Below are 25110 nucleotides of genomic sequence, written 5' to 3'. Positions count from 1 at the left end.
ACGCTTTAATATAAAGCGTAGCTTTTTGTTTATTATTCAATTAAAATAAAAAAGGTTGTTCATCTTTTAATCATATTTATTTTTTTTCCTTTATGATCATCCAAAATATAACTACCTCTTTTTAAAGATGCTACATCTACTTCATATTTTCCTGATTGAGTAAACGTTTTGTTTAACACTATAGAACCCGTAGCTACGCTATATATCGTTATTTCTGTATTGTCTGTAACAACAATATTCAAAACATCTTTTACAGGAACAGGAAACACTACAGTTGTCTCCTTTTTTTCGAAACCTTTGATTGTTTCTTTCGATAACTCGATATTTTTAATCACCATATTATTATCCTCATTAGATTCAGAGATTACGTTTTCAGGATCTACAACAACAATAACATTATAATTTAATAACTCTCTAAGGTTTTCTTCCAAAGATGGACCATCTGGCCCATCTGGGGCTTGCCCCACCCAACGATTAGAAAAATTAACTTCAAAAACATCTTCATTCCCTAAAACAGGTACATTAGTATTTAAATAGATTAATCGATCATCTCTATCCAAATTAGTATCTTCAGAAAGATAACAACTAACCACACCTAGCTCTTCAGTAGTATTTCTACCTTGGTTTTTTACTTCAAAACTCACATCATATAATACTCCTTTTACATGTGGGGCATAATAACCAATACGTGCCAAAGCTTCCACATCTGTACTAACTAAATCGCAAGAGCTTCCGATTTTTATTCTTTTGAAATCCACATTATTGTACTCATTAGATTCTTTTTCCATAAAATTACTATCAGTCTCAAATACAAGATAACGCTCGCCTATTACCCCTCCATCAACTTCACTATCACTAGGTATTGTTACTATTGCTTCGTCTATAATGCGTTCTCCAATACGAACGGATCGAGAATCGAAATCTAATATTTTTATAGATTCATTTGTGATTTTAGGCACTTTAGAAAGATAAATCGTAAGCTCTGTTGGAGGAGATACTGCTTTTCCTTGATTTTTTGTAGCCCATCCAACTTTTAATTGACTACCTTCTATAGCAAATAATGGTAAATCTGTAGATTCTACTATCAAATCAGATTTCAGATTAGCTACTACCTTTACAACTTCTGCCTTTACATTATCTGTTTCGTTTACTTCTTCAATTTCATTATCTGCATCAACATGAAAAAAAACAGTATGATTTCCGATATTAACATCAGAAGGGATTCGTACCCAAGTATAATTTATTTCCCCTTCTATTCCCCCTACTAATTCTGGTACCAAAGAACTTCCTAAAAACAGATCATCTTTGGTAAATTGTTTATCTTCAGAAAGAAAGAATTTAATCTTATTTTCTGATACAGCCATATTATTCCTACTTTTAACAGACCAATTCAATAGTGTATATTCTCCAGGTTTGATTATAGGATCTACATTAGAAGTCGAAATGGTAATATCGACCTCCTGAGCGAAAAAAAACGTTGTAGAAAAAAGAAGTCCTACTACTAAAATAAATTGTTTTTTCATGATTTTGGTTATTTTTTTAGTGTAAAATAAATTGGTTTATTGTCTTTTCAACATAACAAATAACCTCACTTTAAACTCTAAAATCATTACTAGAATATTAACTAAGTTTTATATAAATAATCAAAAACAATATATTAAACAAAACATAACTGTATGATTTACAAATAATTACATTAAAAAACATAGTTCATTAAAAAAATATTCAATTTATTCTCTGTATTCATTTACATAATAATCATAAAAACATCACTTTATAATGAAGTGATGTTTTTAAAAATAATAATTATACTAACCTCTGTACATTTATGTACTTCTAAATAAGAAGACCTAAATTGATTTAGTGGCTTTATTTAGTACACGTTCTATATGGTTAATCATCCCTGAGTTTCTCAATTTCTTATTTTTAACAAAACCTTAGACTGTTATCATTACATTTTGGCAATTAATTTTGTTTATATTCATTCCTTTATACTTTTTGAAAGTAACTCTATATTTATGAAAAATTCTATTCTCCTTTTAATTTTTCCTTTTATCGCAATTTTATCCTGCGCCCAAGAAAAGAAAAATGATATTACTCTAGAAAATGATCCTAAAAACTATACAACAAAAATTGTTGTTCCTGATTTGCAAATCCCTTGGGGAATGGCCTGGTTGCCAGATGGTAGTATGCTTATTACAGAAAAAAGCGGGGAATTGATCCATTTTAAGAATGGTAACAAAACCTCTATTGGTAATGTTCCAGAAGTATATAACCGCAACCAGGGCGGATTGTTGGATATAGAACTACATCCTAAGTATAAAGAAAACGGATGGCTATACATTACTTATTCTTCTAAAGAAGGTACAGAAAAAGGCGGTAATACAGCCTTGATTAGAGCCAAACTAAACAACAATAAACTAACCAATATAGAGAAACTCTATAAAGGAATGCCCAATACTACAAAAGGGCATCATTTTGGATCGCGAATAGAATTTGATAATGAAGGATATCTCTATTTTTCTATTGGAGATCGAGGTAATAGAGATGTAAATCCTCAAGATATCACAAGAGACGGAGGAAAAATATACCGCCTCAATGATGATGGCTCTATTCCTAAAGACAATCCATTTGTCGCCAAAAATGGGGCAAAAAAAGCTGTCTTTTCATATGGTCATCGTAATCCACAAGGAATGGCAATACATCCCGATGGTACAATCTGGGTTCATGAACATGGCCCAAAAGGTGGTGATGAAATTAATCCAATCATAAAAGGTACAAACTATGGGTGGCCTGTAATCACTTATGGTATTAATTATAGTGGTACATCTATTACAGATATCACAAAAAAAGAAGGAATGAAGCAGCCTTTATACTATTGGGTACCTTCTATCGCTCCTAGCGGAATGGATTTTATTACAAGTGATATCTATCCCCAATGGAAAAACAACCTATTAGTAGGTTCTTTAATATTTCAATATCTTGAACTGGTAGAGTTAACCGATACTAAAGTTACAGGACGAAAAAAATTACTGGATGGTATAGGACGTGTTCGTAATGTAAGACAAGGGCCTGATGGTTTTATCTATGTAGCTGTAGAAAATAAAGGTATTGTAAAAATAATTCCTAATTAAATTAGAAACCTGTAAACGCATGAGAAAATATTTAAAACGTTTCTTCATTATAGAGATTATCATATTAATCATAAGCATTTCACTTGTTGCACAACAAGAAAAATCAGACACCGACTATGTTCTCTATACTGTATCAAAAAATCAGGATGCAAAATTATTAGAAAGTATAGCTCGCGGAAACGAGATTTATACTGATTTTTGTATGCAATGTCATCTTCCTGACGGAAAAGGGTCTCCTAATGTATTTCCACCTTTGGCAGGGTCAGATTGGTTGATCAATAAACGAAAAGAAAGCATCTATTCTATCAAATATGGGTTAAATGGTCCTATCAAAGTTAATGGAAAGACTTATAATAGTGCAATGACCTCGTTAGGTCTTGAAGACGAAGAAATTGCTGATGTAATGAATTACATTATGAATAGTTGGGGAAATACCCAGAAAAAAATGGTGACTGTAGAAGAAGTTACTGGGGTTAAAAAATAATCCCAATTGATTTTCTTTGCCTTCTCTGTATTTCTTGCTCCCAGATTACAATTTTTAATATAACCAGTAGTGGTAGCTTTTGAGATAAAAAATAGTTATCTAAAAAAGTAAATTTATTATAAAACTTTACACTTTTAACACCAACTATTAATGATAAAGTTTAAACAATACGTTAGTTTTTAATTTACTTTTTCAGATAACTCTTTTATTTTCACTAAAAAAATAACAACAATTATCTAAATAATTATTATTAAAATTTAACGGTAATATGCATTGATGCAAGCAATATCGCCACTGCTTAAATAGTTTCTCCCGCTTTCTATTGCATTGTTAAAAGGTCTACCTGTCCTGATGCTTACCATATCAGATACTCCATTTCTAGTTTTAGAAGGATATAACATAATCGAATTCCAGTCAAAACTTCCAACATTTCTTCCTGTTTTTGTAAAGTTACTACGGCTACCGCTAGGAATTGCATTCCAATTTATACGAATATGTCGATCTCGATCTGGTCTTTGATGCTCATGACGTAAACCAATGGTATGTCCTAATTCATGAATAGCTACACCAAGATTGTTTCTAGATAAAGAGAAGCTTTGTCTTCCTCCTCGCATACCAACAGTAGCAAAGTTTCCATTGCCAGAAAACACATTAACATAATTACCCCTGCCACGACCTTGAACGAATCTAATTCGCGTTCTATTCGAAATATGTCTCATTGCTCTTAAAACAGTATTTCTTTTTGCCGAAGAAAGACTTGAAGCAAACTGATAATATATCGTACGATTAGACCATCTTCTTTGATTTGCCCAATTTGCTTTTACTCCCTCTTGATCACTTAAAATCTTAGATAGGTCTGTTTTAGAAACTACTATATCTCCATTATAAAGATATTCTCCATTTCCTAGATCTCCTACTGCAACTTCTTCTCCGTTAACTTTTAAAATAGTTGTAGGAACATTATTATTAAACAAGACTTCTTTAGTATCGGTATCTACCGCTTCTACAGAAACTTCATTGTCTTCTTGTTTTTCGCAAGAAAAACAAAGGGTAGCCAAAAAGGCCATTGATAAAATTAATTTAATTGATTTCATTTTTTTATTAAGTTTGTGAGTTAAAAAAAATAATTATTGTTATTTTCTTAATATTTGTGTTAAATCGCAGTAAAACTATGTGAACAAAAAAGCAAGTGAAAGGTAAATGTTGATATAAAAATGGTAAATATCAAAGGGGAAGATGATGTGAACACTTATTTTTGAAGTAATTAGGAGTAAATCCTGTGAGCTTTTTGAAATATTTCACAAAATTAGTAGGCTCTTTAAAACCGATTTCAAAAGCTAGTTCTGTACTTTTAATATTAGAATTTATTAATTTTCTTTTTGCTTCTAGAATCACAAACCTGTCTATAAATTGTTTTGCCGTGCTACCTACAATTTCTTTACATACAATATTTAAACGTATGTATGTTATATTTAAATTTTTGGCATAAAAACTGGCATTCCTGCTAATTGCATATTCTTTTTCTAAAGCTGTTTTAAATTTTAGGAATAATACTAAACTTTCAGAATCTTTTATACATAAAGTCTGATCATTTTTAATTTGTTCAACTTTTGAAAGAATAATGGTGTGCAAAGAAGTTATAATATTATGTTTACTGAAATTATCTGTCTCTTTACAATATTCATCATGTAAAAATTTTATATAATTACCAATATTAGAATTTTTATCGACTTGAAATACAGGTGTAAACAGATTAGGAGCAAATAAGCGTGTAATTGCATCCTTTGGTAGATTATTAAGTTGTTTCTCAAAAAAATCTTTTGTAAAAAGTAAGACAAAGCCTTTAATGTTTTTTTCAAATTTAAAAGCATTCACCTGTCCTTTAGTCAAATACACTATAGTATCTTTTTTTACTTTATGCCTTACAAAATCCACTAAATGCTCTGTTTCTCCCTGTGTATAAAAAGCTAATAAATAAAAATCCAGTTGATGTGGCCTTTCAGGAAAAGAAGGGTTTACGCCTCCATACTTTTGTACTAAGTCTTCTATTAATAAGACTTCAATTCCATGCGTTTTAGAATGACTAGGTTCATATTTTACATATGGAATCTCTTTATTCATAATCATTAGAAGGTTTAAAATAACATTCTAGGTTAAGAGTAAATCATTAGTATTTATAGTTAATACTTAGATCAAACCTGATTAAAAATAAAATTTCCCATTTAGGATATAACCTCTAAATGTATAAAACTACATATCTATTGTATATAACATAACAATCTAGTCATATACTACGTTAGTATTACTTTATTATATTGTAACTTTAAAAAGGCTTATAAATTAAACATGACCTATGAAATTCTTAACATTTATTTCTGTATTTCTAATCATGTATCATGGTAGTGCTCAAAAAAAAAGAGCCGCTAATCCCAACACATATAGATTTAGTTATAAATCAGAGCTATATAAAGGTACCAGATATGAGATAACTACAAAATTAAGAGCGTTAAAGAATAATTCATGGTTTATAAATATCCCCGAAGAAAAACAAGTAGAACTTACAAGTTTGTTCAAAAAAGTAAAAAATCAACCCATACCAAGATTATATAGAAAGGATGCAATTGTATTTCTTAATACACTGTATGCCTATGAAGATTTCTTAACAATATATGATAATGCACTCTATGAGGTGATCCAACACCTGAAACATGATATGCGTCGTCTTGATTTTAAATTCGAAAGGCAATTTACACAAGCCAAAATACAACTAAATCGTACACAGAAAGAAGCAAAAAATAATATAGAACGAATAGATCTCTTAAAGAAAGATGTTCGTGATAGTCAAATAAAACTAGTAAGCCACAGGTGGATGAAGAAAAAAATGGAAAAGTATATCGGTATGGATGCTGTTAAAAAACCGGATGAATTGATCAAAGAGTTTAAAAAGGTCGAAGCTATGAATGTTTTTACGATGATTGAAGAAAATAAGATTGAAAAAATCAATTCGTATCTTGTGGATCAAATCATTGATTTTTTTTATAAAAAATCACTACCTGAGATAAATCTGGATGCCCTAAAGTTAGATTATATCGATAAAATATAAACTGGGTATTACTAATAATTTATAAGTATCTTACTTTCCTTAATAACAATTCATGATCGAATCTAACAAAGACAAAAATGCCTGGGCCTGGGTGCCTTCACTATATTTTACAGAAGGGTTGCCATATGTGATTATCATCACATTTTCTGTAATCATGTATAAAAAACTAGGAATTAGCAATGCCGATATTGGCTTGTATACCAGTTGGCTTTATCTCCCCTGGGTTATAAAACCACTATGGAGCCCCTTTGTAGATATTAAAAGTACTAAGCGTAATTGGTTTTTAGGCATGCAACTCCTTATTGCTATAGCATTTTTGGGAGTAGGTTTAACGATCCCTACCAATAATTTCTTTATCCTTAGTCTTTCGTGTTTTTGGATCGCTGCATTTGCATCTGCCACAAACGATATTGCCTCTGATGGTTTTTACCTTATTAGCCTTTCACAAAAAAAACAATCCTTTTTCTTGGGAGTACGTAGTACGTTTTATCGCTTGGCTATGGTAACCGGTCAAGGGTTAATTGTAGTACTTGCTGGTTTTTTAGAGGAACATTATGGTAATAATCAAAAAGCATGGTCCTATACCATGATTATCACTGCCGTTTTCATGATTGTATTAACAGTAATCAATCTTTTTGCAACTCCAAAAGTAGAAAATGAAACCAGAGTTTCTAAAGAAAAACCAATACGTTTCTTCGATGTTTTTAAGACCTTCTTTCAAAAAAAACAAATCGGTATTGTTCTCGCTTTTATCCTTCTTTACAGATTAGGAGAATCGCAATTGGTAAAAATGGCTTCTCCCTTTTTATTAGATCAGAAAGAAGCTGGTGGACTGGCATTATCCACTACCGAAGTAGGTACTATTTATGGTACATTCGGAATCATAGCCTTAACCATAGGAGGAATTCTGGGAGGTATTGCTATTTCGGTATATGGATTAAAAAAATGGATGCTTCCAATGATTTTAGCTTTAAATCTACCTAATATATTATATATTTTGCTAAGCTTCTGGGAATCATCTTCTGTAGTATCTGTTACATTAGTTGTGATAATAGAACAATTCGGATACGGATTTGGCTTTGCTGCTTATCTTATGTTTTTGATTTATGTAGCAGAGGGAGTTTCTAAAACTTCTCATTATGCAATCGCAACAGGATTTATGGCACTAGGTATGATGTTACCTGGCATGATTAGTGGTTTCATCCAGGAGGTTCTTGGGTATACCGGATTCTTTATATGGGTAGCCATTGCTGCAATCCCTGGTATTATCCTTACCCGATACATCCAATATCCCGCTACCTACGGAAAGAAAGACAAAAATTAAATTAATACGAGTAATGAATCTATCCAGCCTTTCGAAAACCGAAAAAATTGGTCAGTTTTTCTTTCCTGCTGCATTTATTAATGATACGGATCAGGAAATAAAAGAAGTTGAAAAATTAATACTAGACTACAAAGTAGGAGGCCTTACCTTTTTTCATAGTAGAGCTAGTGCTGCTACCAATTTTGAAGGTAAGAAAAAAGTTATTCGAAATGAAAACAGTGCTAAGCGACTTGCAGAACTTATAACACATTATCAAAACATAGCTCCTACTCCACTACTCATTAGTATTGATGCAGAATGGGGTTTAGCTATGCGGGTAGAGAATACTCCTCAATATCCTTATGCCATAACATTAGGAGCAATCCCCGATGATCAATCAAATTTGATTACTGAAGTAGGGAAATATATAGGAAATGATCTTAAAAGCATAGGAATTCATCTTAATTTGGCTCCAGTGGCCGATATTAATGTCAATCCTAATAATCCTGTAATTGGTTATCGCTCTTTTGGTGAAAAAAAAGAACAGATTACTCTTAAATCTTTAGCATTATACAAAGGGCTTAAAGCTTCGGGGGTTTTAGGCTGTTTTAAACATTTTCCGGGACATGGGGATACCGCTGTAGATTCGCATCTTGGACTTCCGGTAATCTCCAAATCCCGACAAGAATTATTTGACGAAGAACTGTATCCATTTATAAAAGCAATAGCATCAGGAATTGATAGTATTTTGATCGGGCATCTGGCCGTACCTTCTTTAACCAACGGAAAAGACACATCGGCTACTTTGTCAAAAGATATTATTAAAGGAGTATTAAGAAATGAATTAGGTTTTGAAGGTGCTGTTATTTCTGATGCCCTTAATATGCATAGTGTATCTAAATTATATCCCGAAAAAGGAATGCTAGAGTGGAAAGCATTTGATGCTGGTAATGATATTCTATGCTTTGCAGAACACGTAGCAGAAGGTATTCGTACCATAGAAAAAAATGCAACTGACCAGCAAATTGAGGAAAGTTTTACAAGAGTTCAAAAACTGAAAAAAGATGCATTTAAAAAAAATATCTCGGATCCTACTTTTGATTCTAAAAAAACTACTTCTCTAAATAATAGCATCGCCAAAGCATCCCTTACCCACTATAAATCGGATAAAGAAAGTTTTGAAAAATTTAATATCGAAGATTTTGAAGCCGTAGTTATAGGAAATAGTGAAGATTGTACTTTTTTTGAAGAAATTAATCGATCTAAACAGTTTACCAAAATGAGGTATACTCTACCTTTCTCTACTACTATTTCTAGCAATAATATCCTTATAGCATTATTTCCTCCTTCGATAAAACCAATGCGTGAGTTTGGTATAGATCCAGAAACACAGCAAACTATAGAAAAACTAAGTAAGACAAAAAATGTAACTTTATATTTGTTCGGTAACCCATATGTTTTGAGAGTATTATCAACTAAGAATATAAGCAACATAGTACTTGTATATCAAGACTTTAAAACTTTTCAGGAGATTGCAGCCAAACACTTTCTTGGGCAACATAAAGCCATTGGTCTATCTCCTGTACAACTTTCAATATAAAAAGATATGAATTCGATTAAAAATGAATACACCGTGATCGGTTTAATGTCTGGAACCTCACTAGATGGATTGGATATTGCCTGTTGTACATTTAAAAAGAAAAATGATACCTGGACATTCTCTATTACTAATACTGATAGCATTGATTATGATGTAACGTTTAAAGAACAATTAAAAAACACAGTCCATCTCGAACCTACAGCTTTATTGGCTTTTCATAACGAATATGGAAGCTGGCTAGGCAATCAGGTTAAAAAATTCATAACTAAAAATAATATTAATGTAGATTTTGTTGCCAGTCATGGTCACACTGTTTTTCATCAACCCGAGATTGGGTTAACATATCAAATAGGATCTGGCCAACATCTGGCCAATGCATGTGGGCAAAAAGTAATCTGTGATTTTAGAACCAACGACGTTGCTCTGGGTGGTCAGGGAGCTCCTTTGGTTCCTATAGGCGATCAATTGTTATTTGGTCAATATGCTTTTTGTCTTAATCTTGGTGGAATTAGTAATGTCTCTTTTAATACTGACAAAAAAAGAATTGCTTATGATATTTCGCCCGCCAATATGTTACTTAATTTTATCTGTTCGACTATAGATAAAGTATATGATAAAGGTGGGGCAATCGCTAAAACAGGTACCTTAAATCCTACCTTACTAGATACTTTAAATAATCTATCGTATTATAAGCTTCCGTTTCCAAAATCTTTGGGATATGAATGGTTTACAGAAGAAATGATTCCTATTATAGTTCATAATCAAGATTCCGCAGAAAATCTTTTACATACAGCTGTTCATCATATTACAACTCAAATAGCAGATGCAATTAAAAAAACTAAGCATAAAAACAGTTCTATACTGGTAACTGGTGGTGGTACAAAAAATGATTTTCTTATCGAACTATTGCAACAAAAATTAGATGGTTTTGCAACTGTCATAATTCCTTCAGAAGAGATTATTGATTTTAAAGAAGCGCTGATCTTTGCTTTTATGGGAGTACTTAGAGAGAGAAATGAAGTGAATTGCCTGCAATCTGTTACCGGAGCAAGGAAAAATTCTTCTGCAGGGGTAACCTACAGGCCATCCTAATTTTCATTATTTTTGAAATAAAAAAGGAAGTATTAGTAATTTTTAATGAGTAAAAGAAAAATTTCAAGAACACTACCCAGTCAATTAAATTTAGTATACGCTAATATAATTCTGGTGTTCATAATATGCTCGTTATTCCCTCAGCACATCAAAGCTCAAGAATTTTCGATTGAGCAAATAGAAGCTAAACATAAAAACCTTTATGGTCTTGATAGATTAAAAGCCTTAAACCAGCTAACCTTATATTATTATGAACAAGGATCAAATAAAGCGTTAAAATATGCCAGAAGAGCACGTATTTTAAGTGATAATATTTTTATCAAATCCAATACTATTAATCCTAATGAACGCCATCATCAGGCACAAGCCTATCTTCAAATAGGTAAATTATACTATGATCGTAAAAAATATATTGAATCCCAAAAAAATCTAATTGACGCAAAATCAATATCAGAAAAGATTAATCATCAAATCTATTTTGATGAAGCCGAAATTTATTTAAAGAAAATTCAAATTCTAATTGAAGCTGGAAAGGTTAAAGAATCTTTTTTTTCAAAAACTTTTAAAACTCTAAAGATAGGCCAAACTATTAATGAAACTGTAGCCGAAATTAAAATTGAAGCGGAAATTGAACTCGGAAAACAGAAAGAAAATAATAGAAATTTTTTAGGTGCCATTTCCAATTATAAAAATGCCATTAACTTATTAAAAAATGAAGGAGAAACGAATAAGATTAATGAATTACAATTAAAAATTGCTGTTTTACTTGATAGCTTAGATCAACATGTAAAAGCACAACAATTCCTGAAAGAAGCAATTTCTGAGATCGAAACAAAGCCAAGGAATGATGTAAATTCGGAAATAGATAACTCATCACACCAAGTATTGGATACTAAAACAATATCTGTAAAAAATGCACAAGAATCATTACGAATCAAGAAAAAGAAGATTAAGGATATTTTAATTGGGTATACTAAAGAAGAAAATTTTGAACAATCTCTGGTATATTATAAATTATATCAGGAGCTCTCTCAAAAAATGGAAGAAGATAGTTTAAAAACCATATTCGAAAGTGAGCAAAAAGCAAAAGAAATTTTTCTTCTTAAACAACAAAAAATAGTTGCCGACCTTAATGTAAAAGTTATACAGAAAGAAAAAGAAAGACAGGTTCAACTACGAAACACTTCTATCATAGTTACCCTACTAATCTTGATTAGTACACTAGTGACATTATATTTTTATATTTCGAAAAAACGAGAACATAAAAAACTGACAATCGTTCATAACGATCTCAATAAAACCAAAAGCAAATTGATAGATGCTGAGCAAAAGATTATTAAACTGCTAAAACAACAACTATCTATTGATATTGCTACAGAGTTATTAACAAATGACCCTAATAATCCCGGAGAAAATCGTTTTGTTTGTATTATGTTTCTTGATATTAGAGATTTTACATCTCTTGCTGAAAGACTTAATCCAGAAGAGCTAATTAAATATCAAAACGACGTATTTGGGTTTATGATTGATATCATTCAAAAATACAACGGTACTATCAATCAACTTTTAGGCGATGGTTTTATGGCTACATTTGGAGCTCCCGTATCACACGAAAATGACTGTCAGAATGCATTTTTAGCTGCCAAAGAAATCCTTATAGAGATAAGAAAGCAAAATGATTCAAAACACATACTAGAGACAAAAGTTGGTATTGGGCTTCATGCAGGTTATGTAGTTACTGGTAATGTAGGAAATGAAACTAGAAAACAATATTCTGTAACCGGAAATCCAGTTATCATTGCCAGTCGTGTAGAACAGTTAAATAAAGAATACAAAACTCAGTTAATCATTACTGAAGAAGTCTATAAGAATTTAAACCCTATACCAAAACACACTCAACCTTCTATCGAAGTAAAAGTAAAAGGAAGATCTCAACCCATAAAAATTATGCTTATCCAATAAATATAAGAAGTCTTTTTTATCTATTTAACATATAAGTTACTATACGAATATTAAAAACTCACAAACACATCCTCTTCAAAACTCAAAAACAATCTTTAAATTTGTCAAAAAAATCAGAAATGCTAATTATCGGTATCGCCGGAGGAACAGGGTGTGGTAAAACTACTGTTGTGAATCAAATTGTAAATGAATTACCAGAGAATGAAGTATGTGTCATATCACAAGACTCATATTATAAGGATACAAGTCATCTCACTTACGAAGAACGAGTTAAAATAAATTTTGATCATCCACAATCTATAGATTTTGAGCTATTAGGTCAACATTTGGCTGCACTTAGAAAAGGAGAAACAATAGCACAACCCGTATATTCTTTTGTAGAACATAATCGTACTAGTGAAACCGTTAGTACAGCACCAAGCAAAGTAATCATTGTTGAAGGAATTTTGATACTTACCAATCCTAAAATACGGGAGATGTTCGATATCAAAATATATGTACAAACCGATAGTGATGAACGCTTAATACGAAGATTAAAAAGAGATATTGCAGAACGCGGACGTGACATGGATGAGGTTTTGGATCGATACCAAAACACTTTAAAACCTATGCATCAACAATTCATTGATCCAACCAAAGAATTTGCCGACCTTATTATACCCAACAACAACTATAATAATGTAGCTATTGATATTGTACGTACCATTATCAAAGAACGCTTGAATTAACTTTTGTACCTTTACAACAAATATTATTCTCTATTAGATTGAAGCTAAAACAATATTTTCAAAAACTAAAAAATAAACCGGCGTTGATCCCGATATTTGCCATATTTTTAAATAAATATGTACTCATTATTCTGTTATTTATAGTTTGGATGCTGTTTTTTGACACTAATTCCTGGTTGATTCACAGAGAGCTAGATGAAGAGATTCAGGAACTTGAAGATAATAAAGAATACTATATGAAGGAGATTGTAAAAGATCAGAAAGATATTAAGGTATTAAAAGACAGTAGCGAGCTTGAAAAATTCGCGAGAGAAGAATATTTTATGAAGCGAGATAATGAAGAAATATACATTATTGAGTATGAAGATAGTGTACCTAAAAACAAAAAAGATGACTAAATCCCTATTCGATAGTTTTGAAACAGTTTCTGCAAAACAATGGAAACAAAAAATTCAATTTGATCTCAAAGGTGCAGATTATAATGAAGCATTGATTTATAAATCTTTAGAAGGTATTGACATAAAGCCTTTTTATAACCAGGAAGATACTATAGAAAACAGTTCTGTAGCGCATCCTTCTACTTGGGAAAATTGTTTGAAAATAGTAGTTAATTCAGCAATTATTGGTAATCAAAAAGCACTTGAAGCTATTAAAAAAGGTGCCGAAAGTATTCATTTTGTAATCTCACAAGAAGATATTGATCCAAAAAGCCTTTTACAACATATTACTGCTGCTACTTCTGTTTTTATAGAAACTAAATTTCTTTCTCCTTCTTATATTCAGCAACTAAATGATATTGCCAAAGAAGTTAGTCTAAATATTCATATTTTAACCGATATTATTAATAACCTGGCGAGTACCGGAAACTGGTATAAAACGCTACAAGAAGATCATACTGCATTAGAACAAATCATTAAAAATGATCGTCTTAAAAATAAGATTAGTATTGATATAGGGTTATATCAAAATGCCGGCGCTACAATGGTACAACAATTAGCGTATGGGTTAGCTCATGCTAATGAATATTTAAATCATTTTGAAAACACATCAAGTACAAGTTTAGAAAAAGCACCTGTAGTTTTTAAAGTTGCGGTAGGCGGTAATTACTTTTTTGAAATTGCTAAACTAAGAGCACTTAGAATATTATGGAGCACATTGGCACCAGCGTATAACGCTATAACTGAGTGTCATATTTTGGCATATCCATCATACAGAAATAAGACCATCCTGGATTATAACGTAAATATGCTACGTACTACTACAGAATGTATGAGTGCAATATTAGGCGGTGCTGATACCATTCAAAATCTACCTTATGATGATATTTATCATCTTGAAAATGATTTTGGAACAAGAATTTCTTTAAATCAACTTTTGGTGCTAAAAAACGAAAGCTACTTTGATCTGGTTACTAATCCTGCTTCGGGATCTTATTATATTGAGAGTTTAACACAACAAATGGCAGATAAGGCTTTATCACTATTTAAAAATATAGAAGAAAACGGTGGTTTCTTGAAGCAATTAAAATCTGGAATTATTCAGAAAAAAATAAAAGAAAGCGCAGAAAAAGAGCAAGAGCTATTCGATAATCAAAAAATTATACTAACAGGAACCAATAAATATCAAAACCCCGAAGAACATATTCCTGAATTTCAAAAATCAGTATTTCCAGAAAAAAGAGTTCGAAAAACACTTTTATCCCCTATAATAACAAAAAGATTGTCTCTAGAAATAGAAAGAAAAACCATAAACCCATAGCATAAGTCGTTAATTTTTCGTACTTTACAAGTAAGAAATACTTATTATAACTAAATATTAATCTCATGCCCCTAAAGATTAAATATATGGTTGTATTATTTTTTTTAGTTCTATTTATATGTACTACAGGTAATACTCAAACCACTGAACAAAATTTTGACTGCCTCAATATTGACAATCAAGGACTGCTAAAACAATCTTTTGATTCTTTCGAAAAAGATTTATTTCATCACTATAAATTTAACAACGACACCATAAGAACGTATCAAACGTTTCTTAATGAAGTATACAATCTATCTATAAATCTAAGAGAACTCCCTTCTAAGAACTCTATACAATTAGCACGCATATATAAGAAAAAAGCTACCGATAGAAACTCTCTTTGGGTTTTATTAAGTCAGTATGATGAAGAAATGGTCGCTTCAAAAAATACTTCTACCCCAAATACGAGTCAAGAAGAAGAAGTTTTGACATTTAATTATCGTGGTGGGTTTATTCAATGTCTTAAAAACAATAGTAATAGTGAAGGATTTAAGGATATTGTAAATACTTTAGAGCTCGATGGTAACGTAAGCCCTTCTCTAATTGCACAAAGATTACACGACTTACCAAGAGAAGAGTTTAACACCCTCGAAGTAAAAAGTTTCATCGCTTTTGATATCTATTATTCTATTTTATTGGTAATAGAAAAAGCATTTGGTTAATCACCTAAAGGAAATATAACACCACTACATATAAGTGTTGTTAGAGTGTTATACTCTATTTTACAGCTTCATTGATTTCATAAAAAACAATAACAATAATTTCGGATTTAAGAAAAAAATACAATAAAACGTTAATATTTGCCAACTTATTGTTAACTTCCCAACTGAATTATAAAATTTAGCCTATACATTAACATTACTAAATCTAAATCAATGCCCCTTAAGATTAGATCTAGAATTATAGTCATAACTTTATTGGTATGCATAAAGGTGACTTATTCTCAGTCTGGTTATGACTGCCTTAGTGTAGATGAAACCGGTATAATAAAAAAAGCATATGACTCTTTTGAGAATGACCTATTTACACATTATAAATTTGGTACAGACTCTATAAAAACTTACAGAACTTTCTTAGCCGAAGTTGCTAGTTTATCTCTTGACTTAAGAAAACTTCCCTCTGATAACTCTATTAAACTCGCTCGAGAATTCAAAAAAATTGCCAATAACAAAAACTCTCTTTGGATCAAATTAAGCGAATACGAAAATCAAGAAGCTATAAAAAAATCTACTCCTACCACAACTAAAAAAAACGGAGAAGAAATCTTAATTTTCAATTATAGAGGTGGGTTTATTCAATGTCTTAAAAACACAAGTGATAGTGATGATTTTAAAGATATTATCTCTACCCTCGAGGAGGATGGTAATGTAAGCACATCATTAATCTCGCAAAGAATCTATTATATTCCTGATAAAGAGTTTTGTGCAATAGAAATAAAAAACTTTATAGCCTTTGATGTATACTACTCTATCTTAATGGTAATCGAAAAGGCATTTAAGTAATTTTTGCACTATTCTCAAAAAACTTAAACTTGAAACCGTTTTTTTTTAATAAAAATCGTTTTTAAAACCTTAATTTTATAGCCTTGTTAATTTATCATTTTTAAAAATGAGGCTTTGAGTAATGAATAGAAAAGACGTACAGCATATCCAATTACCAAAAGAAGCTATCCCTAAAAGACAGCAGCAAATTTCTACATTTACTACTTCAGAGGGAGTTGATATAAAATCTTTTTACGAAAAAGAAGATATTAAAGATCTAGATCATCTTAATTTTTCTGCCGGGATTCCTCCCTATTTAAGGGGCCCATACTCAACAATGTATGTTCGTAGGCCTTGGACAATACGACAATATGCAGGGTTTTCTACGGCAGAAGAAAGTAATGCTTTTTATCGCAGAAACCTTGCCGCAGGGCAAAAAGGACTATCTGTAGCTTTTGATTTGGCTACACACCGTGGATATGACAGTGATCATGAACGTGTTTTTGGTGATGTAGGTATGGCAGGAGTAGCAATCGATACAGTAGAAGACATGAAAGTTCTATTTGATCAGATTCCACTCGATAAAATGTCTGTTTCTATGACTATGAATGGAGCTGTTTTGCCTATTATGGCATTTTATATTGTAGCTGCAGAAGAACAAGGTGTTGATAAAAATTTACTCTCCGGGACCATCCAAAATGATATCTTAAAAGAGTTCATGGTACGTAATACTTATGTATACCCTCCTACTCCATCTATGCGAATTATTGGTGATATTTTTAAATACTGTTCTAAGAATATGCCAAAATTTAATCCTATAAGTATCTCTGGATACCACATGCAGGAAGCAGGTGCTACCTGTGATATAGAATTGGCTTACACATTAGCAGATGGATTAGAGTATATTAGAAAAGGAATCGAAGCTGGTATGGATGTCGATTCATTTGCACCGCGTCTTTCTTTCTTTTGGGCAATTGGCATGAATCATTTTATGGAAATTGCTAAAATGCGTGCTGCACGTATGCTATGGGCTAAATTGATTAAACAATTTAACCCAAAAAATCCAAAATCTTTAATGCTCCGTACGCATTGTCAAACCAGTGGATGGAGCCTTACTGCTCAAGATCCATTTAATAATGTGGCTCGTACATGCATAGAAGCAAGTGCTGCTGCCTTTGGTGGAACACAAAGTTTACACACCAATGCGCTCGATGAAGCCATTGCATTACCTACAGACTTTTCTGCAAGAATTGCTAGAAATACACAAATATACCTACAAGAAGAAACTCAAATTACGCGCACGGTGGATCCATGGGCAGGAAGTTATTATGTAGAATCTCTAACCAATGATATTGCTGAAAAAGCCTGGAAACTTATTGAAGAAGTAGAAGAACTGGGAGGAATGACCAAGGCTATTGAAGCAGGAATTCCTAAAATGAGAATAGAAGAAGCTGCCGCACGTAAACAAGCAAGAATCGATAGCGAACAAGATGTAATCATAGGAGTTAATAAATTTAAATTAGAAGAAGAAGAGGCTATTAGTACTTTAAAAGTAGATAATCAAGCTGTGAGAACCCAGCAAATAGAAGGGCTTAACAAAGTAAAAACTTCGAGAGATGAGCAGGCTGTACAAGATGCGTTGAAAAATTTAACCATAGCAGCAACTAATGAGCATCAAAATTTGTTAGCTTTAGCTATAGAAGCAGCAAGACTGAGAGCTACTTTAGGAGAAATCAGTGATGCCTTAGAAAAAGAATTCGGAAGATACAAAGCAGAAATCAAATCATTTACAGGAGTGTATGCAAAAGAAATAAAAGATGATGCTTCTTTTAATAAAGCGAGAGAATTAGCAAATCAATATGCCAAATTAGAAGGTAGAAGACCAAGGATTATGATTGCCAAAATGGGGCAAGATGGGCATGATCGTGGCGCAAAAGTGGTTGCAACCAGTTATGCTGATGTAGGTTTTGATGTAGATATAGGCCCACTATTTCAAACCCCGATTGAAGCCGCAAAACAAGCTGTAGAAAATGATGTACATATTGTAGGTGTATCTTCACTGGCAGGAGGGCACAAAACTTTGGTTCCGCAAATTGTAGAAGAGCTTAAAAAATATGGAAGAGAAGATATAATGGTTATTGTTGGTGGTGTAATTCCTCCTGATGACTATGATGTTCTCTTCGAAGCTGGAGCAGTTGCTATCTTTGGACCCGGAACAAAAATAAGTGATGCAGCAATCACTATTTTAGAGATTTTGATATCTACTTTTTAGAAAAAATGAACTACCTCAGAGCCATCGAGGTATCAGAAACAAGACCACTTTGCTGCAAAAACCAAGATTCTTTTATCTCGGCTCTTTAATCTTTATACAATATCTATTGATTAAAAATATTATTAATATGTAATCAAATTACTCATCAATTTTAATCACAAAAATAGTAGTCATAAATTCGGTTTAAAATTAAAAAGTTGTATTTTATAGTTGAGTTGGGTAAGTTTAAATACTCTAATTTCTTTGGTTTGATTTTTTCGACCCCAATTTCTGTATACTGCAGCTTTTAAATATGTAGGAGTATATTTTTTATTCCCTAAATAAGTAATATTAATAAGCCAGTCACCTCCACTCGTATCATAAACAAAAAATTCTTCAGATGAATATCCTTTTGACTTTTGATCTGCAATACGGCTACTATTTTTTTCTAAAGAATTTTCATAAGTAGAAGTGTATAATCTTGGGTCTACAAATTCTAAATTGAATTCGGCTTCAGAAGTATTCCATTCAAGAACAATACGAAGATCACTTTCATTTATATCTTCATTATCTTTTGGGATAAACGCTTCTTTTATTTCGGAAATCTCTTTTTTCTTCGAATATAAAGAGTGCATTTCACTGTAAACAATTTGTTCTATACCTTTATTTTCAAGTTTATGGCCTCTTTGCAAATATCTCATATACATATCCCAACCTTCATCATATTGTTTATTCTTTACATATGCATTGGCAAGGTCTCTAAAAGATTGTGCGTAGGATGGTCTAAGGTAAATGATCTTATAGTATGTATCTATTGCTCTTTTTTTCTCTCCCATAGCATCATAGGTATATGCCAAAGCTTTAAGAATCTCTGGATTTTTGTCAAAGACCTTCTCCATGTCGTCCAAAACTTTTAAAGAAAGTTTCTTTTTTCCTTTTTTAATTCTGAAAAAATCAGAAACATCAAGATAAAAATCTGGTGAATTTTTATGTTTTGATAATAAAGTTTTGTAGAGATCATACAACTCATTGTCTGGCACAACATCTAGCTTTTTCATATATTCTGTATCGAAGAATCTAGGTTTATAAGCCATTGCATCATATGCATATAAAGATTTTCTCACCTCCTTTAATTCTTTTTTCCATCTTTTTTTTCTCCTTGTACTTTTTGTCCTTACAACAATCACACCTCCAGAGCCCCTCATTCCATACTTAACAGTAGCAGCTGGTGATCTTATTACAGCTATGTAATCCACATCGGCAACATCAACGTAGATAAGATCTTCTGTAACAAAACCATCGATATCCCATATTGCATAATTTTGGCTATTTATAGTTCTAGGTCTTAACCTAATTCTCTTATTCATTTCTATCCCATCCCATCCTTCACCATAAAAAATCACTCTACCACGCATTGCCTCAATAAGATCTGTAGCGCCAAACCAGAGGTCTTCGCCTTTTATAATATTAATATTATACGGTGTATTTCTTACGTCAATATCTCCATTAACAGTTGAAATTTTTGATACTTTAGAAAGCTTTTCTTTTTCAGAGGGCTTTTCTTTTTTATTCCCTTTAACCAAAACCTCACTAAGTGAATTAACCTCTTTAACCATCTTAACATTTAGAAACTTAGTAACATCTTCTACTACTATTTCTATTTGTGTCATTCCCATAAATGAAAACTGAATAATCTCTCTTTTGGAAGCTTCAATGAAATAATACCCTTTTTCATCTGTAACAGATTTTCGACTCCCATCTTTCACAGAAACATGAACATTTTGCAAAGGAATTTTATTATGTGTTACATAACCAGAAATCTTTCTTAAAGATGAAGATTGACCAAAAATAAAATTTCCGGCAACTAAAAAAAGTAAAACTGTTAATCTAATACTAGTATTTTTTGACTGCATTTGTTGAAAGTTTTAACAAATTAGTATTCATTGTGTGTCAAAAAAACTTCAAAAACAATACCACATCAATATTTATAACAAGCAATTAACAATAGTTTAAGATCATAAATAATAGTATTTTAGCTAAACATTAAAAAGAAAACAAAAATAAACTATGCATGCATAGTTTATGGTTATAACTTGTTATCTTAGCAGAATACTGATACATATTATGAATTATAAAGATAAAATGCTTCGTGACGGAGCACTAAAAGGAAAAAATATTGTTGTTACTGGTGGAGGTAGCGGATTAGGAAAGTCTATGACTAGATACTTTCTAGAACTTGGAGCCAATGTCGCCATTACTTCACGTAATTTAGAAAAATTACAAAATACCGCCAAAGAATTAGAATCAGAAACAGGGGGTACCTGTTTGCCTCTGCAATGTGATGTAAGAGAATATGATCAAGTAGAAGCAATGAGAGACCAGGTTCTTGAAGCTTTTGGTTCGGTAGATGTGTTACTTAATAATGCTGCTGGTAATTTTATTTCTCCCACAGAACGTTTATCACATCGTGCTTTTGATATCATTATTGATATTGTATTAAAAGGGACTAAAAACTGTACGCTTGCTTTCGGAAAACACTGGATTAAAAACAAGTACAAAAATACTGTTGTTTTAAATATCGTTACTACATATGCCTGGACAGGTTCGGCATATGTCGTGCCTAGTGCTACGGCAAAAGCAGGAGTTTTAGCAATGACTCGATCACTAGCTGTAGAATGGGCAAAATACGGAATGCGTTTTAATGCGATCGCTCCAGGTCCTTTTCCTACAAAAGGAGCATGGGATCGCCTTTTACCGGGAGATTTAAAAGATAAAATTGATATGGCTAAACAGGTACCTTTGGCTCGTGTAGGAGACCACCAGGAGCTTGCTAATCTTGCAGCGTATCTGGTATCAGATTTTTCTGCATACGTTAATGGTGAAGTCGTTACACTAGATGGTGGTGAATGGCTAAAAGGAGCAGGACAATTTAATCTTCTTGAACAAATCCCTGAAGAAATGTGGGATCAACTGGAAGCAATGATCAGAGCAAAAAAAAATAAATAAGTATTTATTAACAATAATAGAAGTACGTTAGACCATCCTTAAAGGGGGATGGTCTTTTTTATTTCCTACTGTTAACATTTTTCATTTTTATAATATATAATAAATTGTATTTTTATCGCTATAAATCCAAATCTCCCCTTATGGGTAAAATAATAGCAATTGCAAATCAAAAAGGTGGTGTAGGTAAAACAACCACTTCTGTAAACTTAGCGGCTTCTCTAGGTGTTTTAGAGAAAAAAGTACTCCTGATCGATGCAGATCCACAGGCCAATGCGACTTCTGGACTAGGACTAGATGTTGAAAGTGTTGAAAAAGGGACGTATCAAATTCTGGAGCATACTATAAATCCTGAAGATGCTATTTTAGAAACCAATTCTCCAAATGTGCATATTATCCCAGCACATATCGACTTGGTTGCAATAGAAATAGAGCTTGTTGATAAAGATCAACGTGAGTATATGATGAAAAAAGCAATTGAAGGGTTAAAGTCAAAATATGACTATATCCTAATTGATTGTGCACCTTCTCTCGGCTTGTTAACTCTAAATGCGTTAACCGCTGCTGATTCGGTAATGATTCCTATTCAATGTGAGTATTTTGCATTAGAAGGGCTTGGAAAACTTTTAAATACAGTAAAAAGCGTACAAAAAATCCATAATAAAAATTTGGATATCGAAGGATTATTACTAACGATGTATGATTCTAGATTAAGATTATCTAATCAGGTGGTAGAAGAAGTTCAAAAACACTTTAATGAAATGGTGTTTAAAACTATCATTCAGAGAAATATCCGTTTAAGTGAGGCGCCAAGTTATGGTGAAAGCATAATTAATTATGATGCTTCTAGTAAAGGTGCCAGTAATTACTTAAGTTTGGCACACGAAATTATTAAGAAAAATAGTTAAGGATTCATGGCGAAGGCAACCAAAAAGCAGGCATTAGGAAGAGGATTATCGGCACTATTAAAAGATCCCGAAAATGACATAAAATCGGTAGAAGATAAAAATGCCGATAAAGTAGTTGGTAATATCATAGAATTAGATCTGGATAGTATAGATGTAAATCCATTTCAACCTCGTACTAGTTTTAATGATGAAACATTACGAGAACTTGCGACTTCTATAAAAGAAGTTGGCGTTATACAACCTATCACGGTTCGTAAATTAGATTTTGACAATTATCAGTTAGTAAGTGGGGAACGCCGTTTTCGAGCTTCAAAATTAGCTGGATTAAAGAAAATACCCGCATATATTCGTATCGCCAATGACCAGGAGTCGTTAACAATGGCATTGGTAGAGAATATTCAACGACAGGATTTAGATCCTATAGAAATTGCCTTATCGTATCAGCGTCTTATCGATGAGATTAGTTTAACACAAGAGCAATTAAGTGACAGAGTAGGGAAAAAAAGATCTACCATTGCTAATTATCTAAGATTACTAAAACTAGATCCTATCGTACAAACCGGTATGCGTGATGGTTTTATATCTATGGGGCATGGTCGCGCTTTGATAAATATAGAAGATCAACAACAGCAACTGGATATATATGAAACTATTATAGGAAAATCTTTATCTGTTCGCGATACCGAAAAAATAGTTAGATCTCTTAATGACAATACAGAAGATACTCCAAATACCAAGGCTTCTTCTACGAATAATCAGTTACCAAAACACATCGCTAAAGGGGTTAAAGAATTCTCGGATTATTTTGGCGCAAAAATTGATATAAAAGTTTCTGGTAAAGGAAGTGGAAAACTTATTATACCATTTTCTTCTGAAGAAGATTTTAAACGCTTAAAGAAACTTATAAATAGTGAAGATTAAATTCTTTTATATTATTTTTTTTGTATTACTTTCTATTCAAAATGTTCTTTCTCAAGAAAATGAAGAATTAAAAGTTATTACAGAAGAAGTTCCTGTAAAAAAGAAAAAAAAGGAAAGGAAAGTACGCCCTTATGAGCCTCTGGCTCCAGCTAGGGCGGCATTTTATTCTGCAGTTCTACCAGGATTGGGGCAGGCATACACCAAAAAATATTGGAAAATCCCTATCGTATATGCAGCCTTAGGGACAGGTATTTATTTTTATATAGATAATAATAATAAGTATAACCGTTTTCGAGATATATACAAACGTAGATTAGCAGGTTTTACAGATGATGAGTTTCCGAATATTACAAATGATCAATTAATATCATTACAAGAACGCTTTCGTCGAGATAAAGAGCTATCACTATTAATAACGGTAGGAGTTTATCTTCTAAATATTGTAGATGCAAATGTTACGGCTCACTTATTACAATATAATGTAACCGAAGATCTCTCGTTCAAACCAAAAATAAATTTTAACGAGTTTGATACCAGACCAAATTATGGTGTATCACTCAACTATAGTTTTTAAGAAGTACTAATCCTTAAGAGCTTAGTGAATTAATATCAACCAAAACATGAAAATCGCACTACTAGGATATGGAAAAATGGGTAAAACCATAGAAAAGATTGCAATAGAAAGAGGCCATACCATAGTACTTAAAGTAGATAAAGATGATACCACATATGATCTTTCTGAAGCCGATGTTGCTATAGATTTTAGTATTCCTGGTGCAGCAGTAAATAATATTACCAATTGTTTTAATGCAAATGTTCCTGTAGTCTCCGGAACAACAGGGTGGTTAGATCATTATGATAATATTCTTAAGTTATGTAACGAAAAAAAGGGAAGTTTTATTTATGCTTCGAATTATAGTTTGGGCGTAAATTTATTTTTTGAGCTTAATAAAAAACTTGCCAAGATGATGAATCCTTTAGAAGGATATACTATAGCTATGGAAGAGATTCATCATACCGAAAAACTGGACGCTCCAAGTGGTACTGCGATAACACTCGCTGAAGGAGTTATTCAAAATACTGATAAAAAAGCATGGCAACTGGATCAAGGTGATGAAAACACCATCCCAATTGTTGCAAAAAGAATTGATAAGGTTCCTGGTACCCATACTATAACATACTCTTCTCTTGTTGATGATATAGAAATTAAACATACAGCACATAATCGTAATGGTTTTGCGTTGGGGGCAGTTGTAGCAGCCGAATGGTTAAAAGACAAAACCGGAGTTTATAGTATGAAAGATGTGTTAGGCTTATAAAAAGTGTAACGCTTTACTAAG

At 32.1% G+C, this 25110-nt stretch carries 22 protein-coding genes; 18 read left to right on the top strand and 4 right to left on the bottom strand.

The window, feature by feature from the left end; genetic code table 11:
* Positions 1-59: 59 nt before the first annotated feature.
* On the bottom strand, positions 60-1523 hold the full coding sequence (locus NNH57_RS01350) for a CARDB domain-containing protein (protein WP_108808524.1): 1464 nt from the start codon (positions 1521-1523) through the stop codon (positions 60-62).
* Positions 1524-2018: 495 nt separating this feature from the next.
* On the opposite strand from NNH57_RS01350, the gene NNH57_RS01345 reads away from it, so the two are divergent.
* Together NNH57_RS01345 and NNH57_RS01340 are read left to right on the top strand one after the other, a co-directional pair.
* Positions 2019-3134 (top strand): PQQ-dependent sugar dehydrogenase, encoded by a 1116-nt coding sequence (locus NNH57_RS01345; RefSeq protein ID WP_074407982.1) that lies wholly within the window; start codon positions 2019-2021, stop codon positions 3132-3134.
* A 19-nt stretch (positions 3135-3153) separates the two neighbouring features.
* A complete protein-coding gene (locus NNH57_RS01340; RefSeq protein ID WP_074407983.1) occupies positions 3154-3618 on the top strand; it encodes a c-type cytochrome in 465 nt (154 codons plus the stop codon).
* A 257-nt stretch (positions 3619-3875) separates the two neighbouring features.
* On the opposite strand, the gene NNH57_RS01335 is transcribed toward NNH57_RS01340, so the two are convergent.
* On the bottom strand, positions 3876-4712 hold the full coding sequence (locus NNH57_RS01335) for a M12 family metallopeptidase (RefSeq protein WP_074407984.1): 837 nt from the start codon (positions 4710-4712) through the stop codon (positions 3876-3878).
* A gap of 130 nt (positions 4713-4842) precedes the next feature.
* Positions 4843-5739 carry a helix-turn-helix domain-containing protein gene (locus NNH57_RS01330; RefSeq protein WP_159099273.1) on the bottom strand — a complete coding sequence of 299 codons (897 nt, stop codon included), beginning with the start codon at positions 5737-5739 and terminating at the stop codon, positions 4843-4845.
* A 232-nt stretch (positions 5740-5971) separates the two neighbouring features.
* Between NNH57_RS01330 and NNH57_RS01325 the strand changes: the two genes are divergently transcribed.
* The 11 genes from NNH57_RS01325 to scpA all read left to right on the top strand — a co-directional run bounded on the left by NNH57_RS01325 (position 5972) and on the right by scpA (position 18959).
* Complete coding sequence (locus NNH57_RS01325) at positions 5972-6721, top strand: hypothetical protein (protein ID WP_108808523.1); 750 nt, start codon at positions 5972-5974, stop codon at positions 6719-6721.
* A gap of 52 nt (positions 6722-6773) precedes the next feature.
* Positions 6774-8045, top strand: a complete 1272-nt coding sequence (locus tag NNH57_RS01320; protein ID WP_074407987.1) for an MFS transporter — start codon at positions 6774-6776, stop codon at positions 8043-8045.
* A 13-nt stretch (positions 8046-8058) separates the two neighbouring features.
* Complete coding sequence (locus tag NNH57_RS01315; RefSeq protein WP_074407988.1) at positions 8059-9624, top strand: glycoside hydrolase family 3 protein; 1566 nt, start codon at positions 8059-8061, stop codon at positions 9622-9624.
* A gap of 6 nt (positions 9625-9630) precedes the next feature.
* Entirely contained in the window at positions 9631-10716 is a 1086-nt protein-coding gene (locus tag NNH57_RS01310) for an anhydro-N-acetylmuramic acid kinase (protein WP_074407989.1), read from the top strand.
* Between the two features lie 45 nt (positions 10717-10761).
* On the top strand, positions 10762-12678 hold the full coding sequence (locus NNH57_RS01305) for an adenylate/guanylate cyclase domain-containing protein (protein WP_108808522.1): 1917 nt from the start codon (positions 10762-10764) through the stop codon (positions 12676-12678).
* Positions 12679-12797: 119 nt separating this feature from the next.
* Positions 12798-13406, top strand: coding sequence for a uridine kinase (gene udk / locus NNH57_RS01300; RefSeq protein ID WP_025666309.1), 609 nt, complete (start codon positions 12798-12800; stop codon positions 13404-13406).
* Between the two features lie 38 nt (positions 13407-13444).
* Positions 13445-13804, top strand: a complete 360-nt coding sequence (locus tag NNH57_RS01295; protein WP_024768655.1) for an FtsB family cell division protein — start codon at positions 13445-13447, stop codon at positions 13802-13804.
* On the top strand, positions 13797-15164 hold the full coding sequence (locus NNH57_RS01290; protein ID WP_108808521.1) for a methylmalonyl-CoA mutase subunit beta: 1368 nt from the start codon (positions 13797-13799) through the stop codon (positions 15162-15164). The genes NNH57_RS01295 and NNH57_RS01290 overlap by 8 nt, the downstream gene beginning before the upstream one ends.
* Positions 15165-15250: 86 nt before the next feature.
* Positions 15251-15868 (top strand): hypothetical protein, encoded by a 618-nt coding sequence (locus NNH57_RS01285; RefSeq protein ID WP_074407991.1) that lies wholly within the window; start codon positions 15251-15253, stop codon positions 15866-15868.
* 213 nt (positions 15869-16081) lie between these two features.
* The gene (locus tag NNH57_RS01280) at positions 16082-16708 is read left to right on the top strand and encodes a hypothetical protein (RefSeq protein WP_132065810.1); all 627 of its coding nucleotides are present in this window, start codon (positions 16082-16084) and stop codon (positions 16706-16708) included.
* Between the two features lie 121 nt (positions 16709-16829).
* On the top strand, positions 16830-18959 hold the full coding sequence (gene scpA / locus NNH57_RS01275) for a methylmalonyl-CoA mutase (RefSeq protein WP_108808518.1): 2130 nt from the start codon (positions 16830-16832) through the stop codon (positions 18957-18959).
* A 170-nt stretch (positions 18960-19129) separates the two neighbouring features.
* Here scpA and NNH57_RS01270 read toward each other — a convergent pair whose 3' ends face one another.
* Positions 19130-20851 carry a carboxypeptidase-like regulatory domain-containing protein gene (locus tag NNH57_RS01270; protein WP_074407994.1) on the bottom strand — a complete coding sequence of 574 codons (1722 nt, stop codon included), beginning with the start codon at positions 20849-20851 and terminating at the stop codon, positions 19130-19132.
* Between the two features lie 211 nt (positions 20852-21062).
* On the opposite strand from NNH57_RS01270, the gene NNH57_RS01265 reads away from it, so the two are divergent.
* The 5 genes from NNH57_RS01265 (at position 21063) to dapB (ending at position 25089) form a co-directional block, all read left to right on the top strand.
* Positions 21063-21944 (top strand): SDR family oxidoreductase, encoded by an 882-nt coding sequence (locus tag NNH57_RS01265; RefSeq protein WP_074407995.1) that lies wholly within the window; start codon positions 21063-21065, stop codon positions 21942-21944.
* Positions 21945-22084: 140 nt separating this feature from the next.
* Positions 22085-22849, top strand: coding sequence for a ParA family protein (locus NNH57_RS01260; protein ID WP_074407996.1), 765 nt, complete (start codon positions 22085-22087; stop codon positions 22847-22849).
* Positions 22850-22855: 6 nt separating this feature from the next.
* Positions 22856-23770, top strand: coding sequence for a ParB/RepB/Spo0J family partition protein (locus NNH57_RS01255; protein WP_025666300.1), 915 nt, complete (start codon positions 22856-22858; stop codon positions 23768-23770).
* Positions 23760-24344 carry a DUF5683 domain-containing protein gene (locus tag NNH57_RS01250; RefSeq protein ID WP_074407997.1) on the top strand — a complete coding sequence of 195 codons (585 nt, stop codon included), beginning with the start codon at positions 23760-23762 and terminating at the stop codon, positions 24342-24344. Before NNH57_RS01255 ends, NNH57_RS01250 begins: the two co-directional genes overlap by 11 nt.
* Before the next feature lie 46 nt (positions 24345-24390).
* Positions 24391-25089 carry a 4-hydroxy-tetrahydrodipicolinate reductase gene (gene dapB / locus NNH57_RS01245; RefSeq protein ID WP_074407998.1) on the top strand — a complete coding sequence of 233 codons (699 nt, stop codon included), beginning with the start codon at positions 24391-24393 and terminating at the stop codon, positions 25087-25089.
* Positions 25090-25110 lie beyond the last annotated feature (21 nt).

It is taken from the genome of Aquimarina spinulae (assembly GCF_943373825.1).
Classification (GTDB): domain Bacteria; phylum Bacteroidota; class Bacteroidia; order Flavobacteriales; family Flavobacteriaceae; genus Aquimarina; species Aquimarina spinulae.
This window is presented reverse-complemented; position numbering and strand designations above follow the sequence as displayed.

Bases quoted from the DNA above. Each gene is read 5' to 3' on its own strand.
- NNH57_RS01350 (WP_108808524.1), bottom strand. From the start codon at position 1,523: ATGAAAAAACAATTTATTTTAGTAGTAGGACTTCTTTTTTCTACAACG.
- NNH57_RS01345 (WP_074407982.1), top strand. From the start codon at position 2,019: ATGAAAAATTCTATTCTCCTTTTAATTTTTCCTTTTATCGCAATTTTA.
- NNH57_RS01340 (WP_074407983.1), top strand. From the start codon at position 3,154: ATGAGAAAATATTTAAAACGTTTCTTCATTATAGAGATTATCATATTA.
- NNH57_RS01335 (WP_074407984.1), bottom strand. From the start codon at position 4,712: ATGAAATCAATTAAATTAATTTTATCAATGGCCTTTTTGGCTACCCTT.
- NNH57_RS01330 (WP_159099273.1), bottom strand. From the start codon at position 5,739: ATGAATAAAGAGATTCCATATGTAAAATATGAACCTAGTCATTCTAAA.
- NNH57_RS01325 (WP_108808523.1), top strand. From the start codon at position 5,972: ATGAAATTCTTAACATTTATTTCTGTATTTCTAATCATGTATCATGGT.
- NNH57_RS01320 (WP_074407987.1), top strand. From the start codon at position 6,774: ATGATCGAATCTAACAAAGACAAAAATGCCTGGGCCTGGGTGCCTTCA.
- NNH57_RS01315 (WP_074407988.1), top strand. From the start codon at position 8,059: ATGAATCTATCCAGCCTTTCGAAAACCGAAAAAATTGGTCAGTTTTTC.
- NNH57_RS01310 (WP_074407989.1), top strand. From the start codon at position 9,631: ATGAATTCGATTAAAAATGAATACACCGTGATCGGTTTAATGTCTGGA.
- NNH57_RS01305 (WP_108808522.1), top strand. From the start codon at position 10,762: ATGAGTAAAAGAAAAATTTCAAGAACACTACCCAGTCAATTAAATTTA.
- udk (WP_025666309.1), top strand. From the start codon at position 12,798: ATGCTAATTATCGGTATCGCCGGAGGAACAGGGTGTGGTAAAACTACT.
- NNH57_RS01290 (WP_108808521.1), top strand. From the start codon at position 13,797: ATGACTAAATCCCTATTCGATAGTTTTGAAACAGTTTCTGCAAAACAA.
- NNH57_RS01285 (WP_074407991.1), top strand. From the start codon at position 15,251: ATGGTTGTATTATTTTTTTTAGTTCTATTTATATGTACTACAGGTAAT.
- NNH57_RS01280 (WP_132065810.1), top strand. From the start codon at position 16,082: ATGCCCCTTAAGATTAGATCTAGAATTATAGTCATAACTTTATTGGTA.
- scpA (WP_108808518.1), top strand. From the start codon at position 16,830: ATGAATAGAAAAGACGTACAGCATATCCAATTACCAAAAGAAGCTATC.
- NNH57_RS01270 (WP_074407994.1), bottom strand. From the start codon at position 20,851: ATGCAGTCAAAAAATACTAGTATTAGATTAACAGTTTTACTTTTTTTA.
- NNH57_RS01265 (WP_074407995.1), top strand. From the start codon at position 21,063: ATGAATTATAAAGATAAAATGCTTCGTGACGGAGCACTAAAAGGAAAA.
- NNH57_RS01260 (WP_074407996.1), top strand. From the start codon at position 22,085: ATGGGTAAAATAATAGCAATTGCAAATCAAAAAGGTGGTGTAGGTAAA.
- NNH57_RS01255 (WP_025666300.1), top strand. From the start codon at position 22,856: ATGGCGAAGGCAACCAAAAAGCAGGCATTAGGAAGAGGATTATCGGCA.
- dapB (WP_074407998.1), top strand. From the start codon at position 24,391: ATGAAAATCGCACTACTAGGATATGGAAAAATGGGTAAAACCATAGAA.